Source organism: Cryobacterium sp. BB736 (assembly GCF_014980265.1).
GTDB lineage: Bacteria > Actinomycetota > Actinomycetes > Actinomycetales > Microbacteriaceae > Terrimesophilobacter.
In genome coordinates this window covers 383,134-397,305 of record NZ_JABXWQ010000001.1, presented here as the reverse complement: position 1 = coordinate 397,305, position 14,172 = coordinate 383,134, and the positions used below count along the sequence as shown (strand labels likewise).

Below are 14,172 nucleotides of genomic sequence, written 5' to 3'. Positions count from 1 at the left end.
CGGGTCGGCTTAGTCTGCCTTTAGGTCCCGCAGTACCCAAGAGAAGAGGAAAACCATGCGCACCAGACTCACGGTGGCGGCCATCGCCGCCGCATCCGCTCTCCTGCTCACCGGATGCGTAGACAACTCCGCACCGCCGACCGACAACAACGCCGCTCCCGGCGCAGAGATTCAGGTCGACCAGGCAGCCGAGGCGCTGCTGCCGGACGAGATCCGCGAGGCCGGCAAGCTGATGATCGGCATGGACATCGGCTACGCGCCGAACGAGTTCAAGAAGGAAGACGGCAGCGCTGACGGCTGGGCGGTCGAGCTCGGCAACGCGATGGCCGCGAAGCTCGGGCTCACCACCGAGTACCAGCAGTCGGCGTTCGACCGCATTATCCCGGCAGTCAACGGCGGCACCTTCGACATCGGCTACTCGTCGTTTACCGACACCGCCGAGCGTGAGCAGTCGGTCGACTTCGTCAACTACTACAACGCCGGCGTGCAGTGGGCGCAGCAGATCGGCAAGGCAGTCGACCCGGACAACGCGTGCGGGCTGACGGTGTCGGTGCAGGCCACCACCTACGAGGAGACCGAGGAACTGCCAGCCAAGTCCGCTGCGTGCGAGGCTGCTGGCAAGGAGCCGATCAACATCCTCAAGTTCGAGAGCCAGGATGAGGCTACCAACGCACTCGCGCTCGGCCGCGCCGACGCGATGAGCGCCGACTCACCGATCACCCAGTACGCGGTCGCGCAGGTGAGCGACAAGATCGAGCTCGCCGGTGACGCGTTCGAGGTCGCCCCGTACGGCATCGCTGTGAAGAAGGGCTCCGAACTCGCCGCAGCACTGCAGGCAGCACTGCAGTCGTTGGTCGATGACGGCACCTACATGGACATCCTCACCAAGTGGGGCGTTCAGGATGGCGCCATCGACGAGATTACGATCAACGCAGCAACCAAGGGGTAATTCCCATGAGTGCGCCTCAGGCGGACCGACCGGCGGCACGGGCGACCGTGCCGCCGGTATCGGCACAACCCGAACCCATCAAGGCGATCAAGCTTCGCCATCCCTGGCGGATCGTCTTCGCCGTCATCCTGATCCTTGGCCTGGCCCTCTTCATCTATGACGCGTCACAGCGTGACGCGTACGGATGGGACCAGTTCGCGAAGTACATCTTCGACCGCCGCATCTCGCAGGCGGCGCTGATCACCCTGCTGATGACGATCTATTCGATGGTCATCGCGATCGTGCTGGGCGTCATCCTCGCGGTGATGCGACTTTCCGACAACCCGGTGGTCAAGGGTGTCGCCTGGCTCTACCTGTGGGTGTTCCGCGGCACGCCCGTGTACGTGCAGCTCGTCTTCTGGGGACTGTTCACGACGATCTACGCGACCATCGACATCGGCATTCCGTTTACGGCACCGTGGACGTCGATCGAGACCAAGGCGACGATCGACGTGTTCTGGCTCGCGGTCATTGGACTGTCCCTGAACGAGGCCGCGTACATGGCGGAAATCGTTCGAGCAGGCATTCTTTCGGTCGACCCAGGTCAGACGGAGGCGTCGAAGGCGCTCGGCATGGGCTGGTCCCAGTCGATGCGCCGCATTGTCATCCCGCAGGCGATGCGCATCATCATCCCGCCGACCGGCAACGAGGTCATCTCGATGCTGAAGACCACATCGCTTGTCGCGGCGGTACCGTTCAGCTTCGACCTGTACGGGCGCTCGCGCGACATCTCCGCGGTCATCTTCGACCCCGTTCCGCTGCTGCTCGTCGCCTCGGCCTGGTACCTGCTGTTCACCTCGATCCTGATGGTGGGTCAGTACTTCCTCGAGAAGCGGTTCTCGCGCGGCGTTGGGCAGGCGATCGAGAAGCGGCCCACCGTTGAGACCGGTGCCATCCAGACGACAGGTCCGGATGCCGGTCCCGACAACCTAGACACGCACGGACGGGAGCACCGATGACGTCCATTCCACCAGCGCAGCACCCGATGGTGCAGGCAGAACAGGTATCGAAGAACTTCGGCACCAACCAGGTCCTGAAGGGCATCACGCTTGACGTCAACCGCGGTGAAGTCATGTGCCTCATCGGGCCGAGCGGGTCGGGCAAATCCACATTCCTGCGCTGCATCAACCACCTCGAGCGGGTCGACGCCGGACGGCTCTCGGTAGACGGCGTGCTGGTCGGCTACGAAGAGCGTGACGACAAGCTCTACGAGCTGAAGCCGAACGTTGCTGCACGTCAGCGGCGTGACATCGGCATGGTGTTCCAGCGGTTCAACCTGTTCCCGCATATGACCGCGCTGGAGAACATCATCGAGGCGCCGATGAAGGTCAAGGGCACAGCCAAGGCGGCCGCCGTGGCTCGCGGAAAGGAACTACTCGACCGGGTGGGGCTCGCGGAGAAGGCGGATGCCTACCCTGCACACCTCTCCGGCGGCCAGCAGCAGCGGGTGGCGATCGCGCGTGCGCTCGCGATGGACCCCAAGCTCATGCTGTTCGACGAGCCGACTTCCGCTCTTGACCCCGAACTCGTCGGGGACGTGCTCGAGGTCATGAAGCAGCTCGCCGCATCCGGGATGACGATGATCGTCGTCACTCACGAGATGGGCTTCGCTCGTGAGGTAGCGGACTCGCTCGTCTTCATGGACGGCGGCGTGGTCGTCGAGTCGGGCGACCCGGCCGAGGTGCTTGCCAACCCGCAGCACCAGCGGACCAAGGCGTTCCTGTCGAAGGTGCTCTGAGTCTCAGCCGACCAGATCGGAGAGCAGTCGCCGCCAGCGTTCCATCACGGCGGCGACGCTCATCCGCTCGGCTGAGACCCTCGCGCCGTCGATAAGTGCCGCGAGTACCGGAGGGCTGCTGAGCACATCGGCGATCGTGTCGGCAAGTCGGTCGATGTCACCGACCGGGACGAGGTGACCGCTCACCCCCTCGTCGATGAGCTCGGACGGTCCGTAGTTGACGTCGAAGGCGACCGCCGGGGTGCCGCGGTTGAACCCCTCCAGGATCACGAGGCTCTGCCCCTCGTACTCGCTGGTCAGCAGCAGCAGCGACGCCCCACCGATCCGTTCCGTCACCGCCGGGTCGTAGCCGAGCAGCCGCACCGCGTTGCGCAGCTGCAGCTCGTCGATGAGGGCTTCCAGTTCGCCACGCAACGGACCGTCGCCGTAGACGTCCAGCCGCGCCAGGATGCCGCGCTGCCGCACCGCGGCGATCGCCCGGATGGCGCGGTCGACGCGCTTCTGCGGCGCCAGCCTGGCGACGATGACGGTAAGGAGCGGATCGCGCCTAGGTGCGGGCGCTCCGGCCGGGGGCGCCGGCACCGCGCTGGGGAGGATCTCGAACCGGGTCGGCTCACCGAACCGGCGGATGACGTCGTCGCGCTGTCTGGCGGTGGGAAACGTCACCGCGTCGTAGCCGGCCAGCGTGCCGATCCAGCCGCTCCACAGCGCATCCATCGGCGAGTCCCACTCGTGCGGCGGCATGGTGTGGGCGTTGTGCACGGTGTGCACGAGTTTCGTGCTGCCGTTGCGTAGCGGGATGAGCAGTTCGCCGACCTGCCGCGATTCGGCGATGATCACCGTCGGCAGGTCGGGGTCGAGTCCGGCGATGACGTGATCCACCCAGGCCCGGTACAGCGCCCCGAATCCGGCGAGAGTGCCGACCGGTTCGCCGTCGTCGAAGACGGTGATGGTGTCGGTGGCGCGGTGCCAGTCCGGACGCGGCACCAGCGGCGTGCGCAGCAGCGGCGCTCCGGCGGCATCCGGATGGTCGGTGTGCGAGCCCTCGGTGATCGAGCTTGTCGAGATCGGGCCACTCAGTCCCGGGTCTGCCGCCCTGATCAGCCAGGTCGGGTCGGCGCGCGCCTCCTCGTACAGGTTGCGCAGCACCGTGCGCTCATCGGCGAGGCCGATGCGGCGGAACCCTTCGCGATGCTCGTCGTAGTCGGATGCGAAGTCGACGGTGAGGAGGATCGGGTCGGCCCCGGCCTCCCGCAGCTGCCGAGCGCGGTTCATGGCCGCGATCGTGTAACCGCCATCCGCCCCGGGATGCAGCCGGCTGGTGGCGATGAGCAGGTTGACGCGCGGGAACTCCACGCTCGTCACTGTAGCGCCCGGGTGATGCGCTGCAGGCTCACCGGTTCCGCGGCGCCGAGGTGCTGGGCGAACAGGCTCAAGCGCAGCTCCTCGAGCAGCCAGCGGGCCCGCGCGAGCTTCGCCGATGCATCCGGTTGCAGCGGCAGTTGGCCACCCGCAGCCCGGTACCGCTCTGTGGCCGCCTGCACCTCACCCATCCAGACCCGGTCTCGGCCGAGGTTCTCGGCGAGCTTGCCGACCCGGTGGGTGATGCCGGCCAGGTAGATCGGCAGCCGGCGAAGTTGGCGGATGCCGGTGCGGCCGACGAAACCGGGGAAGACCAGGGCCTGCAGCTGTTCGCGCGCGTCGGCGAGCGGTGCCAGCAGCGCCAGCCCCGAGCTTGCCGCGATCGCCTTCTCCGCCTCGCGAGCCGCCCCGAGGACGCGGCTGACCAACGCGACGGTGTCGAACAGCGAGTCGACAAGCGCGGTGGAGAGCCGATCGCGCACCGCGTCGAACTCGGCGCGCGTGAACACCTCCGTCTCGCCGAGCACGTCGTCGGCGACGGCCAACGCCGCGTCGGTGAACAATTCGCCAGTGCTCTGGTACGGACTGCGGGCCAGCGTGAGCTTCTCGGCGCTGGTGAGGTGCTCCTGCACGTACCCGACCGGTGACGGCACGGTGAGCAGCAGCATCCGGAGCACGCCCCGACGATGCACCCGCGCGCGCTCGTCCTCGGTGCCGAGGAGCCGGATGCTGACCGTCGCTCCCTGGTCGACGAGCGCCGGGTAGGCGCGGACGGTGTTGCCGCCGACCGTGGTGTCGAGCACGCGGGGCAGGGTGTCGACGTCCCAGCCGGTGAGCCCGTCCCGCTCGAGCGCATTCGGGGTGCGCACGTGCGCATGGGCCACCGACTCGCGGGCCCGGCTCTTGAGCTTGTGCTGCAGGCTCTCCAGCTCCTTGGAGGCTGCCACGCGGCGGCCGCGCTCGTCGATGACCGCGAACGTCATCCGCAGGTGGTCGGGAACTCGCTCGAGTTCGAAGTCGTCCGGGTCGACCGGTGTGTAGGTGAGACGCTGGATCTGCTGGGCGAGGTATTGGCGCAGCGACACTTCTTCGGAGCCGTCCGCCGGGGCCCCGTCGAGCAGTCGGTGCGCCCAGTCGTTCGCCGGCACGACGTTGCGGCGGATCGCCTTGGGCAACGCCTTGATCAGCGCGGTGGTCAGTTCGTGACGCAGCCCTGGCACCTGCCAGTCGAACCCGTCCGGCCGCAGCCGGGGGAGCAGCGCGAGCGGCACCTGCACTGTGACGCCGTCATCGTCGGCGCCGGGCTCGAACCGGTAGCTCAGTCGCAGCGTCTGATCGCCCTGGTGCCACTCGCCGGGGTACCCGCCGGCGACCGTCTGTGGTTGCTGGGCATCCGGGAGCAGGTCCTCCTTGCGCATGGTGAGCAGGTCGGGGCTCTCGGCGCGCGCGGTGCGCCACCACTTCTCGAACGAGCGCTGGTTGGCGACCTCGGCGGGGACGCGCGTGTCGTAGAACTCGAATACCGCCTCGTCGTCGACGAGGATGTCGCGGCGGCGGGTGCGCTCCTCGACCTCGGCGAGTTCGGCGCGCAGCCGACGGTTGGCGCGGTCGAAGGCGTAGCCGCGATCCTTCGTGTCGAAGCTGAGCTCGCCGTCGACGAGCGCGTGCCGGATGAAGAGCGCGCGCGCCTGCGGCAGGTCGATGCGCTCTAGCTGGATGCGCCGGCGGGCGACGATCGGCACCCCGTACAGCGTCACCCGCTCGTGGGCGACCGCGGAACCCTGCCGCTTCTCCCAGTGCGGCTCGCCGTAGGAGCGCTTCACCAGGTGCCCGGCGATGGGCTCGGCCCAGGACAGGTCGATCGACGCGTTCATCCGGGCGAACAGCCGGCTGGTCTCGACCAGCTCGGCGCTCATCAGCTCGGCCGGCTGCTTCTTGGCCAGCGCCGAGCCCGGGAAGATAGAGAACCGCACCTGCCTCGCGCCGATGTAGTCGCCGCGGCCGCGCTTGTCGTTACCGGTCTGGTCTCGAATGCCCAACTGGCTGAGCAGCCCCGCGAGGAGCGAGCGGTGGATGCCCGGGCCATCCGGTTCGTGGCTGCCCTCTTCGACCGTCAACCCGAGCGGCTTGGACATGCGCTTCAGCTGCCGGTAGACATCCTCCCACTCCCGAAAACGCAGGAAATTGACGTACTCGGCGCGGCACAGGCGCCGGAAAGCGCTCCCGGAGAGCTCTTTCTCCTTGCGTTTCAGGTGGTTCCAGAGGTTCAGCAGGGTCAAGAAGTCGCTCGTCTTGTCGGTGAACCGGGCATGCGCCTGGTCGGCCTGCGGTCGCTTGTCGAGCGGGCGCTCGCGAGGGTCCTGCACGCTGAGCCCGGCGACGATGACCATGACGTCGCGCGTGACGTTCCAGCGCTTCGACTCGACGACCATCCGGGCGAGTCGCGGGTCGATCGGCAGCTGCGCGAGCTGCCGGCCGACCTTGGTGATCGACGGGCCCTCGCGGAAGCTCTCGATCGCGCCCAGCTCTGACAGCAGGTCGACGCCGTCCTTCACGCCGCGCGAATCCGGTGGCTGCAGGAACGGGAACTCCCGGATGTCGCCCAGCCCGAGCGAGATCATCTGCAGGATGACCGCGGCCAGGTTGGTGCGAAGGATCTCCGGGTCGGTGAACTCCGGGCGGCGCTCGTAGTCCTCTTCGGAGTAGAGGCGGATCGCGATGCCGTCGCTCGTGCGGCCGGCGCGCCCGGAGCGCTGGTTCGCGGATGCCTGCGAGATCGGCTCGATCGGCAGGCGCTGGATCTTCGCGCGTGTGCTGTACCGGCTGATGCGCGCGGTGCCGGCGTCGATGACGTACTTGATGCCGGGGACGGTCAGGCTCGTCTCCGCGACGTTAGTGGCGAGCACCACCCGGCGGCGAGTGCCCGGCGTCGTGCTCGGCCGGAACACGCGGTGCTGCTCGGCAGAGCTCAGCCGCCCATACAGGGGGAGCACCTCGGTGCCGGGGAGGTTGCGCGCGGTGATCGCATCCTGAGCGTCCCGGATCTCGTTCTCGCCGCTCAGGAAGACGAGCACGTCGCCCGGCGCCTCCCGGGCCAGTTCGTCGAGTGAGTCGTTGATGGCCTGGAAGAGGTCCCGCCCCGGCTCCTCATCTTCCCCGTTGTGCAGGACTTTCTCGGCCGAACGGCCCTGCTTGCCAATGACCTGGCGGCGAGAGGGGGGTAAGTCCTGCATATCAGGGGTGGGGTCGTCGTCTGGGTCGTCGGATGCCGGCTCCGGCGCGAGCGGTCGGTAGCGGATCTCCACCGGGAAGCTGCGCCCGGACACCTCGACGATCGGCGCGGGCGTGCCATCCGCCGCCGCGAAGTGGGCGGCGAAGCTCTCCGGGTCGATGGTCGCTGAAGTGATGATGACCTTCAGGTCCGGACGCTTCGGCAGCAGGCGCTTCAGGTAGCCGAGCAGGAAGTCGACGTTCAACGAACGCTCGTGCGCCTCGTCGATGATGATCGTGTCGTACTTTCGCAGCATCCGGTCGCGCTGCAATTCATTGAGCAAAATACCGTCGGTCATCAGCTTGATGCGCGTGTTCTTGCCGACCCGGTCGGTGAAGCGCACCTGGTAGCCGACGAGGTCGCCGAGTTCGCTGCCGAGTTCCTCGGCGATGCGCTCGGCGATGGTGCGCGCGGCGATGCGGCGCGGCTGGGTGTGGCCGATCGATTCGCGCCCGAGCTCGAGGCAGATCTTCGGCAGCTGGGTCGTCTTGCCCGAGCCGGTCGCGCCGGCGACGATGACGACCTGGTGGTCCCGGATGGCGGCGGAAATGTCGTCGCGCCGCTGACTGACCGGGAGGTCAGGCGGGTAGGTGATGGCGCCGATCGCGGGAATCATGAGCCCTCCATCCTATAAAGGACGCCCCGCCGCCCGCCCCGCCGCCGTGCAGGCAGCTGCCGTCGCGCGGGTCGAACACCCACACGCTGGTCGAATTGGACCCGCGCGTGGGAGAACGACCCGCGCGTGCAGAGTGCAAAGGTGTTGTGGCGGCAGAGTACTTTGTGTTACAAAGTCTTTGTGCAACACACCACCTCGAACACAGGCACCCAATCGCCGGTCTCTGAACGCGCCGACCGCGAGCCCCGGATGCCCGGACTCGCCTGGCCCGCTCTGCTCCCATTCGCGCGGGTCGGCCTGGTCGCGCTCTCCTGGCTGGCCACCATGGGCGTGCTCGCACTCCTGGGGCAGCCATCCGGGATCCCTGCCGCTGCGGCTTACTCCCCGCTCGCGCTGCTGCCGGTCAACATCCTGAGCCTGCTGCTCGTGCGTCGACTGGTCAGCCGCGAGGGCAGCACGCTGCGTGAACTGGCCGGCTTCGACCGATCCCGTCTTGGCCGCGACCTGCTGTGGGGGCTGCTCTGGCTGATGGTGCTCTACGTGCCATTCGCGCTGGCGATCATCGGCACGATGTTCGCGCTGGAGGGTGGTGACGCGTTCACCAGCTTCGGCACTGTCTTCGCGCCCGACCCGGCCGAATTGCCGGCGCTTGCCCCTGCCGCGGCCATGGTGTTCGGCATTGTCGTCGTGCTGACCTTCGCGCCGCTGAACGCGCCCGCCGAGGAGTTCGTGTTCCGCGGCTACAGCCAGGGCAGGCTGCAGGCGCGCTTCCCGGTTCTTGCCGTGCTGCTGCCGTCGGTCGCTTTCGGGCTGCAGCACATCTTCTTTGCAAGCACGCCGGCGGCAATGGTCGTCTTCGCGGTCGCATTCTTCGTCTGGGGACTGGGCTCTGCACTCATCTTCCGCTGGCAGCGCCGCCTCATGCCGCTCATCGTCGCCCACGTTCTCGTGAACCTTGTGACCAGCGCACCGGCGCTCATCCTGCCGTTCGTCCTGCCCGCCTGACCTATCCGCCCGCCTAGAGGAGCCACCGTCATGACCAACGATCTTCCCGACGACGACACACCGCTCGACCCGGCGGCCATGCTCGCCCTGCTCGAGCAGCAGCAGCGCAAGGTCAACAACGACCTGATCGCGCCTGTGCCGTGGATCCTGCTGGTCTGGGGCTTCGCGTGGCTGCTTGGCTTCCTCGCCCTGTGGTCGATGCCCGGCGGTGGCAACCCGCTCTTCGAGGTGCCGCCCACGATCGCGTGGCTGACTTTCGTCGCACTGCTGATTGTCGCCATCGTCGTCTCGGCCATCCTCGGGTCGCGCATCGGACGCGGTGTGCGCGGCGCATCTGGATTCTCCGGAGCCGTCTACGGACTCAGCTGGACTTTCGGCAGCATCGCGGCTGCAGGCATCGGCGCCGGGATGGTGCGGCTTGGCATGTCGAGCGACCTTGCGGGGGTGCTGTTCCCGGCGCTCTACGGCCTGGTCGCCGGACTCCTCTACTTGGCCGGGGCGACAATCTGGCGCAGCATCTCGCAGCTGGTACTGGGGTTGTGGTTGCTGCTCGTGTCGACCGTCTCGGTGTTCGCGGGACTGCCGCACAACTACCTCGTCATGGGGCTCGCGGGCGGCGGCGCATTCCTGGTCTACGGCATCGTGCTGTTCATCATCCGGGCCCGGAGCAGGCAATGAGCGGCGAACTCGACCCGGTCATCCACGCCGCCGCGCGGCTGCGGATCACCGCCACCCTCGCCACCCTGCCCGCGGGGGACCGGATGTCGTTTCCCCGGCTGCAGGAGATCCTCGAGATGACGCCGGGGAACCTCTCCACCCATCTGCGCAAGCTCGAGGACGCCGGCTACGTCGACGTCACCAAGACGCATCAGGGCCGCACCCCCGTCACGTATCTCGCACTCACCACATCCGGACGCCACGCGTTCGAGCGCTACACCGAAACCCTTCGATCAGTACTGGGAGCCACCGAATGACGACCCTTGCCCGACTCGATCACGTGACCCGCCGGTTCGGCGACGTCACGGCGCTCGACGATGTCTCGCTTGAAATCGACTCCGGGAGGATCGTCGGCCTGCTCGGTCCGAACGGCGCAGGCAAGACCACGATGCTGTCCTTGCTGCAGGGCTTGCGCCGCCCCACGGCGGGCACCGTCGAGCTGTTCGGCGGCAGCCCGTCCGACCACCGCACCCGCGTCGGACTCGGCAGCACCCCGCAGGAGACGGCGCTGCCCCCGACCCTCCGCGTCGGTGAGGTCATCGACTTCGTGTCGACGCACTTCCCGAATCCGGTGCCGCGTGCCGAGATCGCCGACGAGTTCGGGCTCACCGAGTTGCTGAAGCGGCAGACCGGTGCGCTCTCCGGAGGGCAGAAGCGACGGCTCAGTGTCGCGCTCGCGTTCGTCGGCCGACCGAAGCTCGTGCTGCTGGATGAGCCGACCACCGGCCTGGACGTCGACGCGCGCCGCACCCTGTGGGAGGCGGTCCGTCGGCAGAACGCCGTAGGCGCCACCGTCGTGGTGACCAGCCACTACCTCGAGGAGATCGAGGCGCTGGCCGAACGAGTCATCGTGATCGGCCGCGGGCGTGTGCTTGCCGACGACACCCTCGACGCGGTGCTCGACCAGGTCGGCATGCGCATGGTGCGCCTGACGACGGATGCCCCGGATGCGCTTACCGGCCTGCCTGGCGTCGTCTCCACGCGGGCCGAGGATGACGGCTCGCACACGCTCTTCACTCGCGACGCCGACGAGACCGTCACCGCGCTCGTCACCTCCGGCCTCCCGTTCTCGGGGCTTGGGGTGCGCGGGGCGAGCCTCGAAGAAGCGTTCCTCACCCTCACCGCTCAGCCCGAACTGGAGATGATCTGATGACCACCCTGCGACTCGCCGCGGTGCACGGGAAGTACCTGCTGCTCGAGACCACGCGCGTTCCGATCGCCGTGATCAGCGCCCTGGCCTTTCCTGCCCTTTCGCTGCTGTTCTTCGTTGTTCCGCAGCAGGTGGTGGCCACCAACCCGTTGTACGCCACACAGGCGGTCATCTCTATGGCCCTGTTCGCGGTGATGGCCAACGCGCTGTTCAGCTTCGGCCTGGGCATCGCCGAGGATCGGGAGAAGCCGTGGGATCCCTACCTCCGCACGCTGCCGGTCGCCGGTGTATCCCGGGTGCTCGGCTACGTGTTCTCGACCGGGCTCATCGGGCTGGTCGCGGTGCTGCCCGTGATCGTGCTCGGCGCCATCTTCACTGCGGCCGAGGCATCCGTGCTGTCCATCCTGGCTGGGCTGCTCGCGGTCATCGTCTCGGCGCTGCCGTTCATGCTGATCGGCGTCTGCATCGGCTACTCGCTGCCGGCCAAGGCCGCCATCGCGGTGGTGCAGATCGTCATGTTCGGGTTCGCGTTCGCCGGTGGCCTCTTCCTGCCGCCGATGCTGTTCGCTCCGTGGCTGGACACCCTGTCGACGTTCTTTCCGTCGCGTCAGGCGCGCGAGCTGGTGATCTGGGCGGTGCAGGGAGGCGACCTCCACCCGTGGGTCTGGCTCGGCATGGGTGCCTGGATCGTCGGCACCGCGGTGCTCGCGCTGTTCCTGTACCGCCGCGACGAGGGCCGCCGCTACCGCTAGCGGCGGCCGTCACCGGGCGCGGGGCGCTAGTGCCTGCGGACGAGTGCCCGGATGGTGATTGCGACGCCCGCGAGGCACCACACGCTGAGCACCAGGAGGTCGCGTCCGCTCGCGTCGAAGGTCTCTGACGCGAGTCCAGCACGCAGCAGGTCGGCGCCGGGGCGCAGCGGCAGGATGTCGTGCACCGTCTGGAACCAGCCGGGCAGCTGGCCGGGGGCGAAGGTGATGGGGGAGAACAGCATGACGAAGAACACCAATACCTGGGTGATCAGTTGCGCCAGCATCGGCGGCACGCTCACGGCGATCGCGTAACCGACGGCGGTTGCCATCACGGTGATGAGCAGTGCAGCCGCGATGAGCAGGGGCCAGTTGAAGCTGAAGACGAGGTCGTACCTGAGCCATCCGGTGAGCACCGCGACCCCGACGCTCGGCAGTGCGATGATCACCCACACGGTCAGGTCAGCCGCGAACAGCAGCGGACGGGCAAGGGGCAGTGAGCGCATGTAGTTGAAGGTGCCGTCGGTTCGCGAGCGTGCGACACCCTGCGGGACGATCACCAGGCCGATGGTGAGCAGCAGAACAGTCGGGGCGCCGGTTGAGAGGAACATCGCCGTCGCAGAGTCGATGTTTGGGATGAGAAAACCGAACCCGATGATGATGCCGCCGGCCAGGAGGGCCTGGATGACGATGATGAGCGGCAGCATGCTGCCGATCTGGGCGAACTGCCAGCGCAGCAGCGTCCGGTAACTGGACCACAGGCCGGCCTGCGGATGGCTTGCCTGCTCTGTGATGGTTGTCTGCTCAGACATTGGAGACCTCCAGTGGGGTGGATTGCGTGAGGGATAGGTAGGCGTCCTCGAGAGTTGTTGGCCCCAACGCAAAGCCGTCGAGTCGCTCCTGGTCGCGCAGCGTTGTCGCCCAGGTGACGGCTGGTGCAGCCTCGCCGGCGGGCACCGTCAACAGCACACGCCTGCCGGTGCGCACCAGCCGCAGTGTGGTGACGGGCAGGTCGCGCGGATCAGTGGTCGGATCTTCGCCCCCGGGCGGGAGCTGCAGTTCGAGGCGAAGGTCGTTGTCGTCTGTGCCGCGCAGGCTGGCTGGGGTGCCGGATGCGACCACCTTGCCGTTGTCGAGGATGACGAGTTCGTCGACGATCCGCTCGGCTTCGGCGACGTTGTGGGTGACCAGCAGAACCCCGGCGCCCTCGTCGCCCCTGCGGCGGACGGCCGCCCACAGCAGGCGGCGGCGCGAGGCGTCGATGTCGTTCGTCGGTTCGTCGAGCACGACCAGGGGAGTGGGTGCCGCGACTGTCATTGCGAAGGCGGTGAGCCGCCTGATCCCTCCGGAGAGGCCACGCCCTTCTGGCATTGCGCGCTGGTCGAGCCACTGTGCGATGTCCAGCTCTTCGGCCAGCTGGGCGGCCGCGGTGCGAGCGTCCCGACTGGACAGCCCGCGGATCCGGCCGGCGATCTCGATCGCCATTCGAGGCGTCAGGCCATCGATGGGTGCCTGAGCCTGTGGCTGCATCGCGACTCGTCGCCGAGCCGCCCCAGGGTCGGCCACTGCGTCGATCCCGTCGACGCGAATGGTGCCGCGCTCTGGCCGAAGCAAACCGACGATCTGGGAGACAAGGGTGGTCTTGCCCGCTCCGTTGTGCCCGAGCAGCCCGACCACTTCGCCGGGGCGAACGCGCAATGACACGTCGTCGTTCGCCACTGTCGCGCCGAATCGGCGCGTGAGGCCTGCAATACGCAGGACATCCTGGTTCATAAGCACTCCTAAATACTGATGGTATCTGGATACTGACCGTATTCGAATACCAGTGGTATGTCAATCGGTGCACACGTATGATCGGGTCTATGTCCGAACTCCCTGCCCCCCTATCGCGGCAGGAGAGCCAGCGGCAGACACGGCAGGCGCTGGTCGCCGCGGCGCGCGCGGCCTTCGCCAAGGACGGGTACCACGCTGCGAACCTCGAGTTGATCGCGCGCGAGGCCGGCTTCTCCAAGGGCGCCGTGTACTCCAATTTCGACGGCAAGGCCGCGCTCTTTCTAGCGGTGATGGACGCGAACCTGGAGGCGGCACTCGCCGAGGGCGCCTGGAATGTCTCCGAGCAGCCGGAGGATCCGGATACCGGCCGCTTCGGGAGCGAAGAGGTGGTCGAGGCGCTCAAGGGTTTCGCTCTCGCGACCCTCGAGTTCATCGCCACCGCCGCCCGCGATGAGAACCTGGCGGTCGAACTCGGCAAGCGGATGCAGGCACTGACGAACGCCTATGAGGCGGTAGCAGAGGAGTCGCGGGCCCAGGACGAAGAGCTCTCTGCGAGCGAGGCGGGCGCCCTGCTCACCGCGCTGGACCAGGGGGCCGCGCTGCTGACCCTGAGCGGCAGTGCCGCGATCGATCAGCGACTGCTGCGAATCGGCATGCAGCGACTGCTCGCCCCGAGCGCAGGGGCGATGGCCGCGAGGGGAGGCGCCGGCGAGCCGGCCTTGCACGATCAGGTGATGCGGAACCGCATCGCGGCCGCGCTGAACGACCAGCTTCCGCCGCCATCGGACGGCTGACTGTCGAAG

Annotated in this window: 13 protein-coding genes; 9 read left to right on the top strand and 4 right to left on the bottom strand. The window is 67.7% G+C overall.

Annotated features, from left to right (window positions below; genetic code table 11):
* Positions 1 to 55 precede the first annotated feature (55 nt).
* From IRG63_RS01875 to IRG63_RS01865, 3 genes are read left to right on the top strand one after another with little or no spacing between them, the layout of a single operon-like run.
* The gene (locus IRG63_RS01875) at positions 56 to 949 is read left to right on the top strand and encodes an ABC transporter substrate-binding protein (RefSeq protein ID WP_193509042.1); all 894 of its coding nucleotides are present in this window, start codon (positions 56 to 58) and stop codon (positions 947 to 949) included.
* Between the two features lie 5 nt (positions 950 to 954).
* The gene (locus tag IRG63_RS01870; protein WP_193509041.1) at positions 955 to 1,947 is read left to right on the top strand and encodes an amino acid ABC transporter permease; all 993 of its coding nucleotides are present in this window, start codon (positions 955 to 957) and stop codon (positions 1,945 to 1,947) included.
* A gap of 26 nt (positions 1,948 to 1,973) precedes the next feature.
* Positions 1,974 to 2,726, top strand: coding sequence for an amino acid ABC transporter ATP-binding protein (locus tag IRG63_RS01865; RefSeq protein WP_193509546.1), 753 nt, complete (start codon positions 1,974 to 1,976; stop codon positions 2,724 to 2,726).
* A 3-nt stretch (positions 2,727 to 2,729) separates the two neighbouring features.
* Here IRG63_RS01865 and IRG63_RS13995 read toward each other — a convergent pair whose 3' ends face one another.
* Both IRG63_RS13995 and hrpA read right to left on the bottom strand, forming a co-directional pair.
* Positions 2,730 to 4,082 (bottom strand): glycosyltransferase, encoded by a 1,353-nt coding sequence (locus IRG63_RS13995; RefSeq protein ID WP_193509040.1) that lies wholly within the window; start codon positions 4,080 to 4,082, stop codon positions 2,730 to 2,732.
* A gap of 5 nt (positions 4,083 to 4,087) precedes the next feature.
* Positions 4,088 to 7,975 carry an ATP-dependent RNA helicase HrpA gene (hrpA, locus tag IRG63_RS01855; RefSeq protein WP_193509039.1) on the bottom strand — a complete coding sequence of 1,296 codons (3,888 nt, stop codon included), beginning with the start codon at positions 7,973 to 7,975 and terminating at the stop codon, positions 4,088 to 4,090.
* Between the two features lie 180 nt (positions 7,976 to 8,155).
* Here hrpA and IRG63_RS13990 point away from each other — a divergent pair, with 180 nt between their 5' ends.
* From IRG63_RS13990 to IRG63_RS01830, 5 genes are read left to right on the top strand one after another with little or no spacing between them, the layout of a single operon-like run.
* Positions 8,156 to 8,980: a CPBP family intramembrane glutamic endopeptidase gene (locus tag IRG63_RS13990; RefSeq protein WP_193509038.1), complete on the top strand. Its 825-nt coding sequence runs from the start codon at positions 8,156 to 8,158 to the stop codon at positions 8,978 to 8,980.
* Between the two features lie 30 nt (positions 8,981 to 9,010).
* Entirely contained in the window at positions 9,011 to 9,658 is a 648-nt protein-coding gene (locus tag IRG63_RS01845; RefSeq protein WP_193509037.1) for a hypothetical protein, read from the top strand.
* Positions 9,655 to 9,954, top strand: coding sequence for a transcriptional regulator (locus tag IRG63_RS01840; protein ID WP_168625545.1), 300 nt, complete (start codon positions 9,655 to 9,657; stop codon positions 9,952 to 9,954). The genes IRG63_RS01845 and IRG63_RS01840 overlap by 4 nt, the downstream gene beginning before the upstream one ends.
* The gene (locus IRG63_RS01835; protein ID WP_168625544.1) at positions 9,951 to 10,847 is read left to right on the top strand and encodes an ABC transporter ATP-binding protein; all 897 of its coding nucleotides are present in this window, start codon (positions 9,951 to 9,953) and stop codon (positions 10,845 to 10,847) included. Before IRG63_RS01840 ends, IRG63_RS01835 begins: the two co-directional genes overlap by 4 nt.
* Positions 10,847 to 11,599, top strand: coding sequence for an ABC transporter permease (locus IRG63_RS01830; RefSeq protein ID WP_168625543.1), 753 nt, complete (start codon positions 10,847 to 10,849; stop codon positions 11,597 to 11,599). Before IRG63_RS01835 ends, IRG63_RS01830 begins: the two co-directional genes overlap by 1 nt.
* Positions 11,600 to 11,625: 26 nt before the next feature.
* Here the strand turns inward: IRG63_RS01830 and IRG63_RS01825 are convergent, their stop codons facing one another.
* Positions 11,626 to 12,408 carry an ABC transporter permease gene (locus IRG63_RS01825; RefSeq protein WP_193509036.1) on the bottom strand — a complete coding sequence of 261 codons (783 nt, stop codon included), beginning with the start codon at positions 12,406 to 12,408 and terminating at the stop codon, positions 11,626 to 11,628.
* Positions 12,401 to 13,369 (bottom strand): ABC transporter ATP-binding protein, encoded by a 969-nt coding sequence (locus tag IRG63_RS01820; RefSeq protein WP_168625541.1) that lies wholly within the window; start codon positions 13,367 to 13,369, stop codon positions 12,401 to 12,403. The genes IRG63_RS01825 and IRG63_RS01820 overlap by 8 nt, the downstream gene beginning before the upstream one ends.
* Before the next feature lie 89 nt (positions 13,370 to 13,458).
* Between IRG63_RS01820 and IRG63_RS01815 the strand changes: the two genes are divergently transcribed.
* Positions 13,459 to 14,163 carry a TetR/AcrR family transcriptional regulator gene (locus IRG63_RS01815; RefSeq protein ID WP_193509035.1) on the top strand — a complete coding sequence of 235 codons (705 nt, stop codon included), beginning with the start codon at positions 13,459 to 13,461 and terminating at the stop codon, positions 14,161 to 14,163.
* The last annotated feature ends 9 nt before the right edge of the window (positions 14,164 to 14,172 follow it).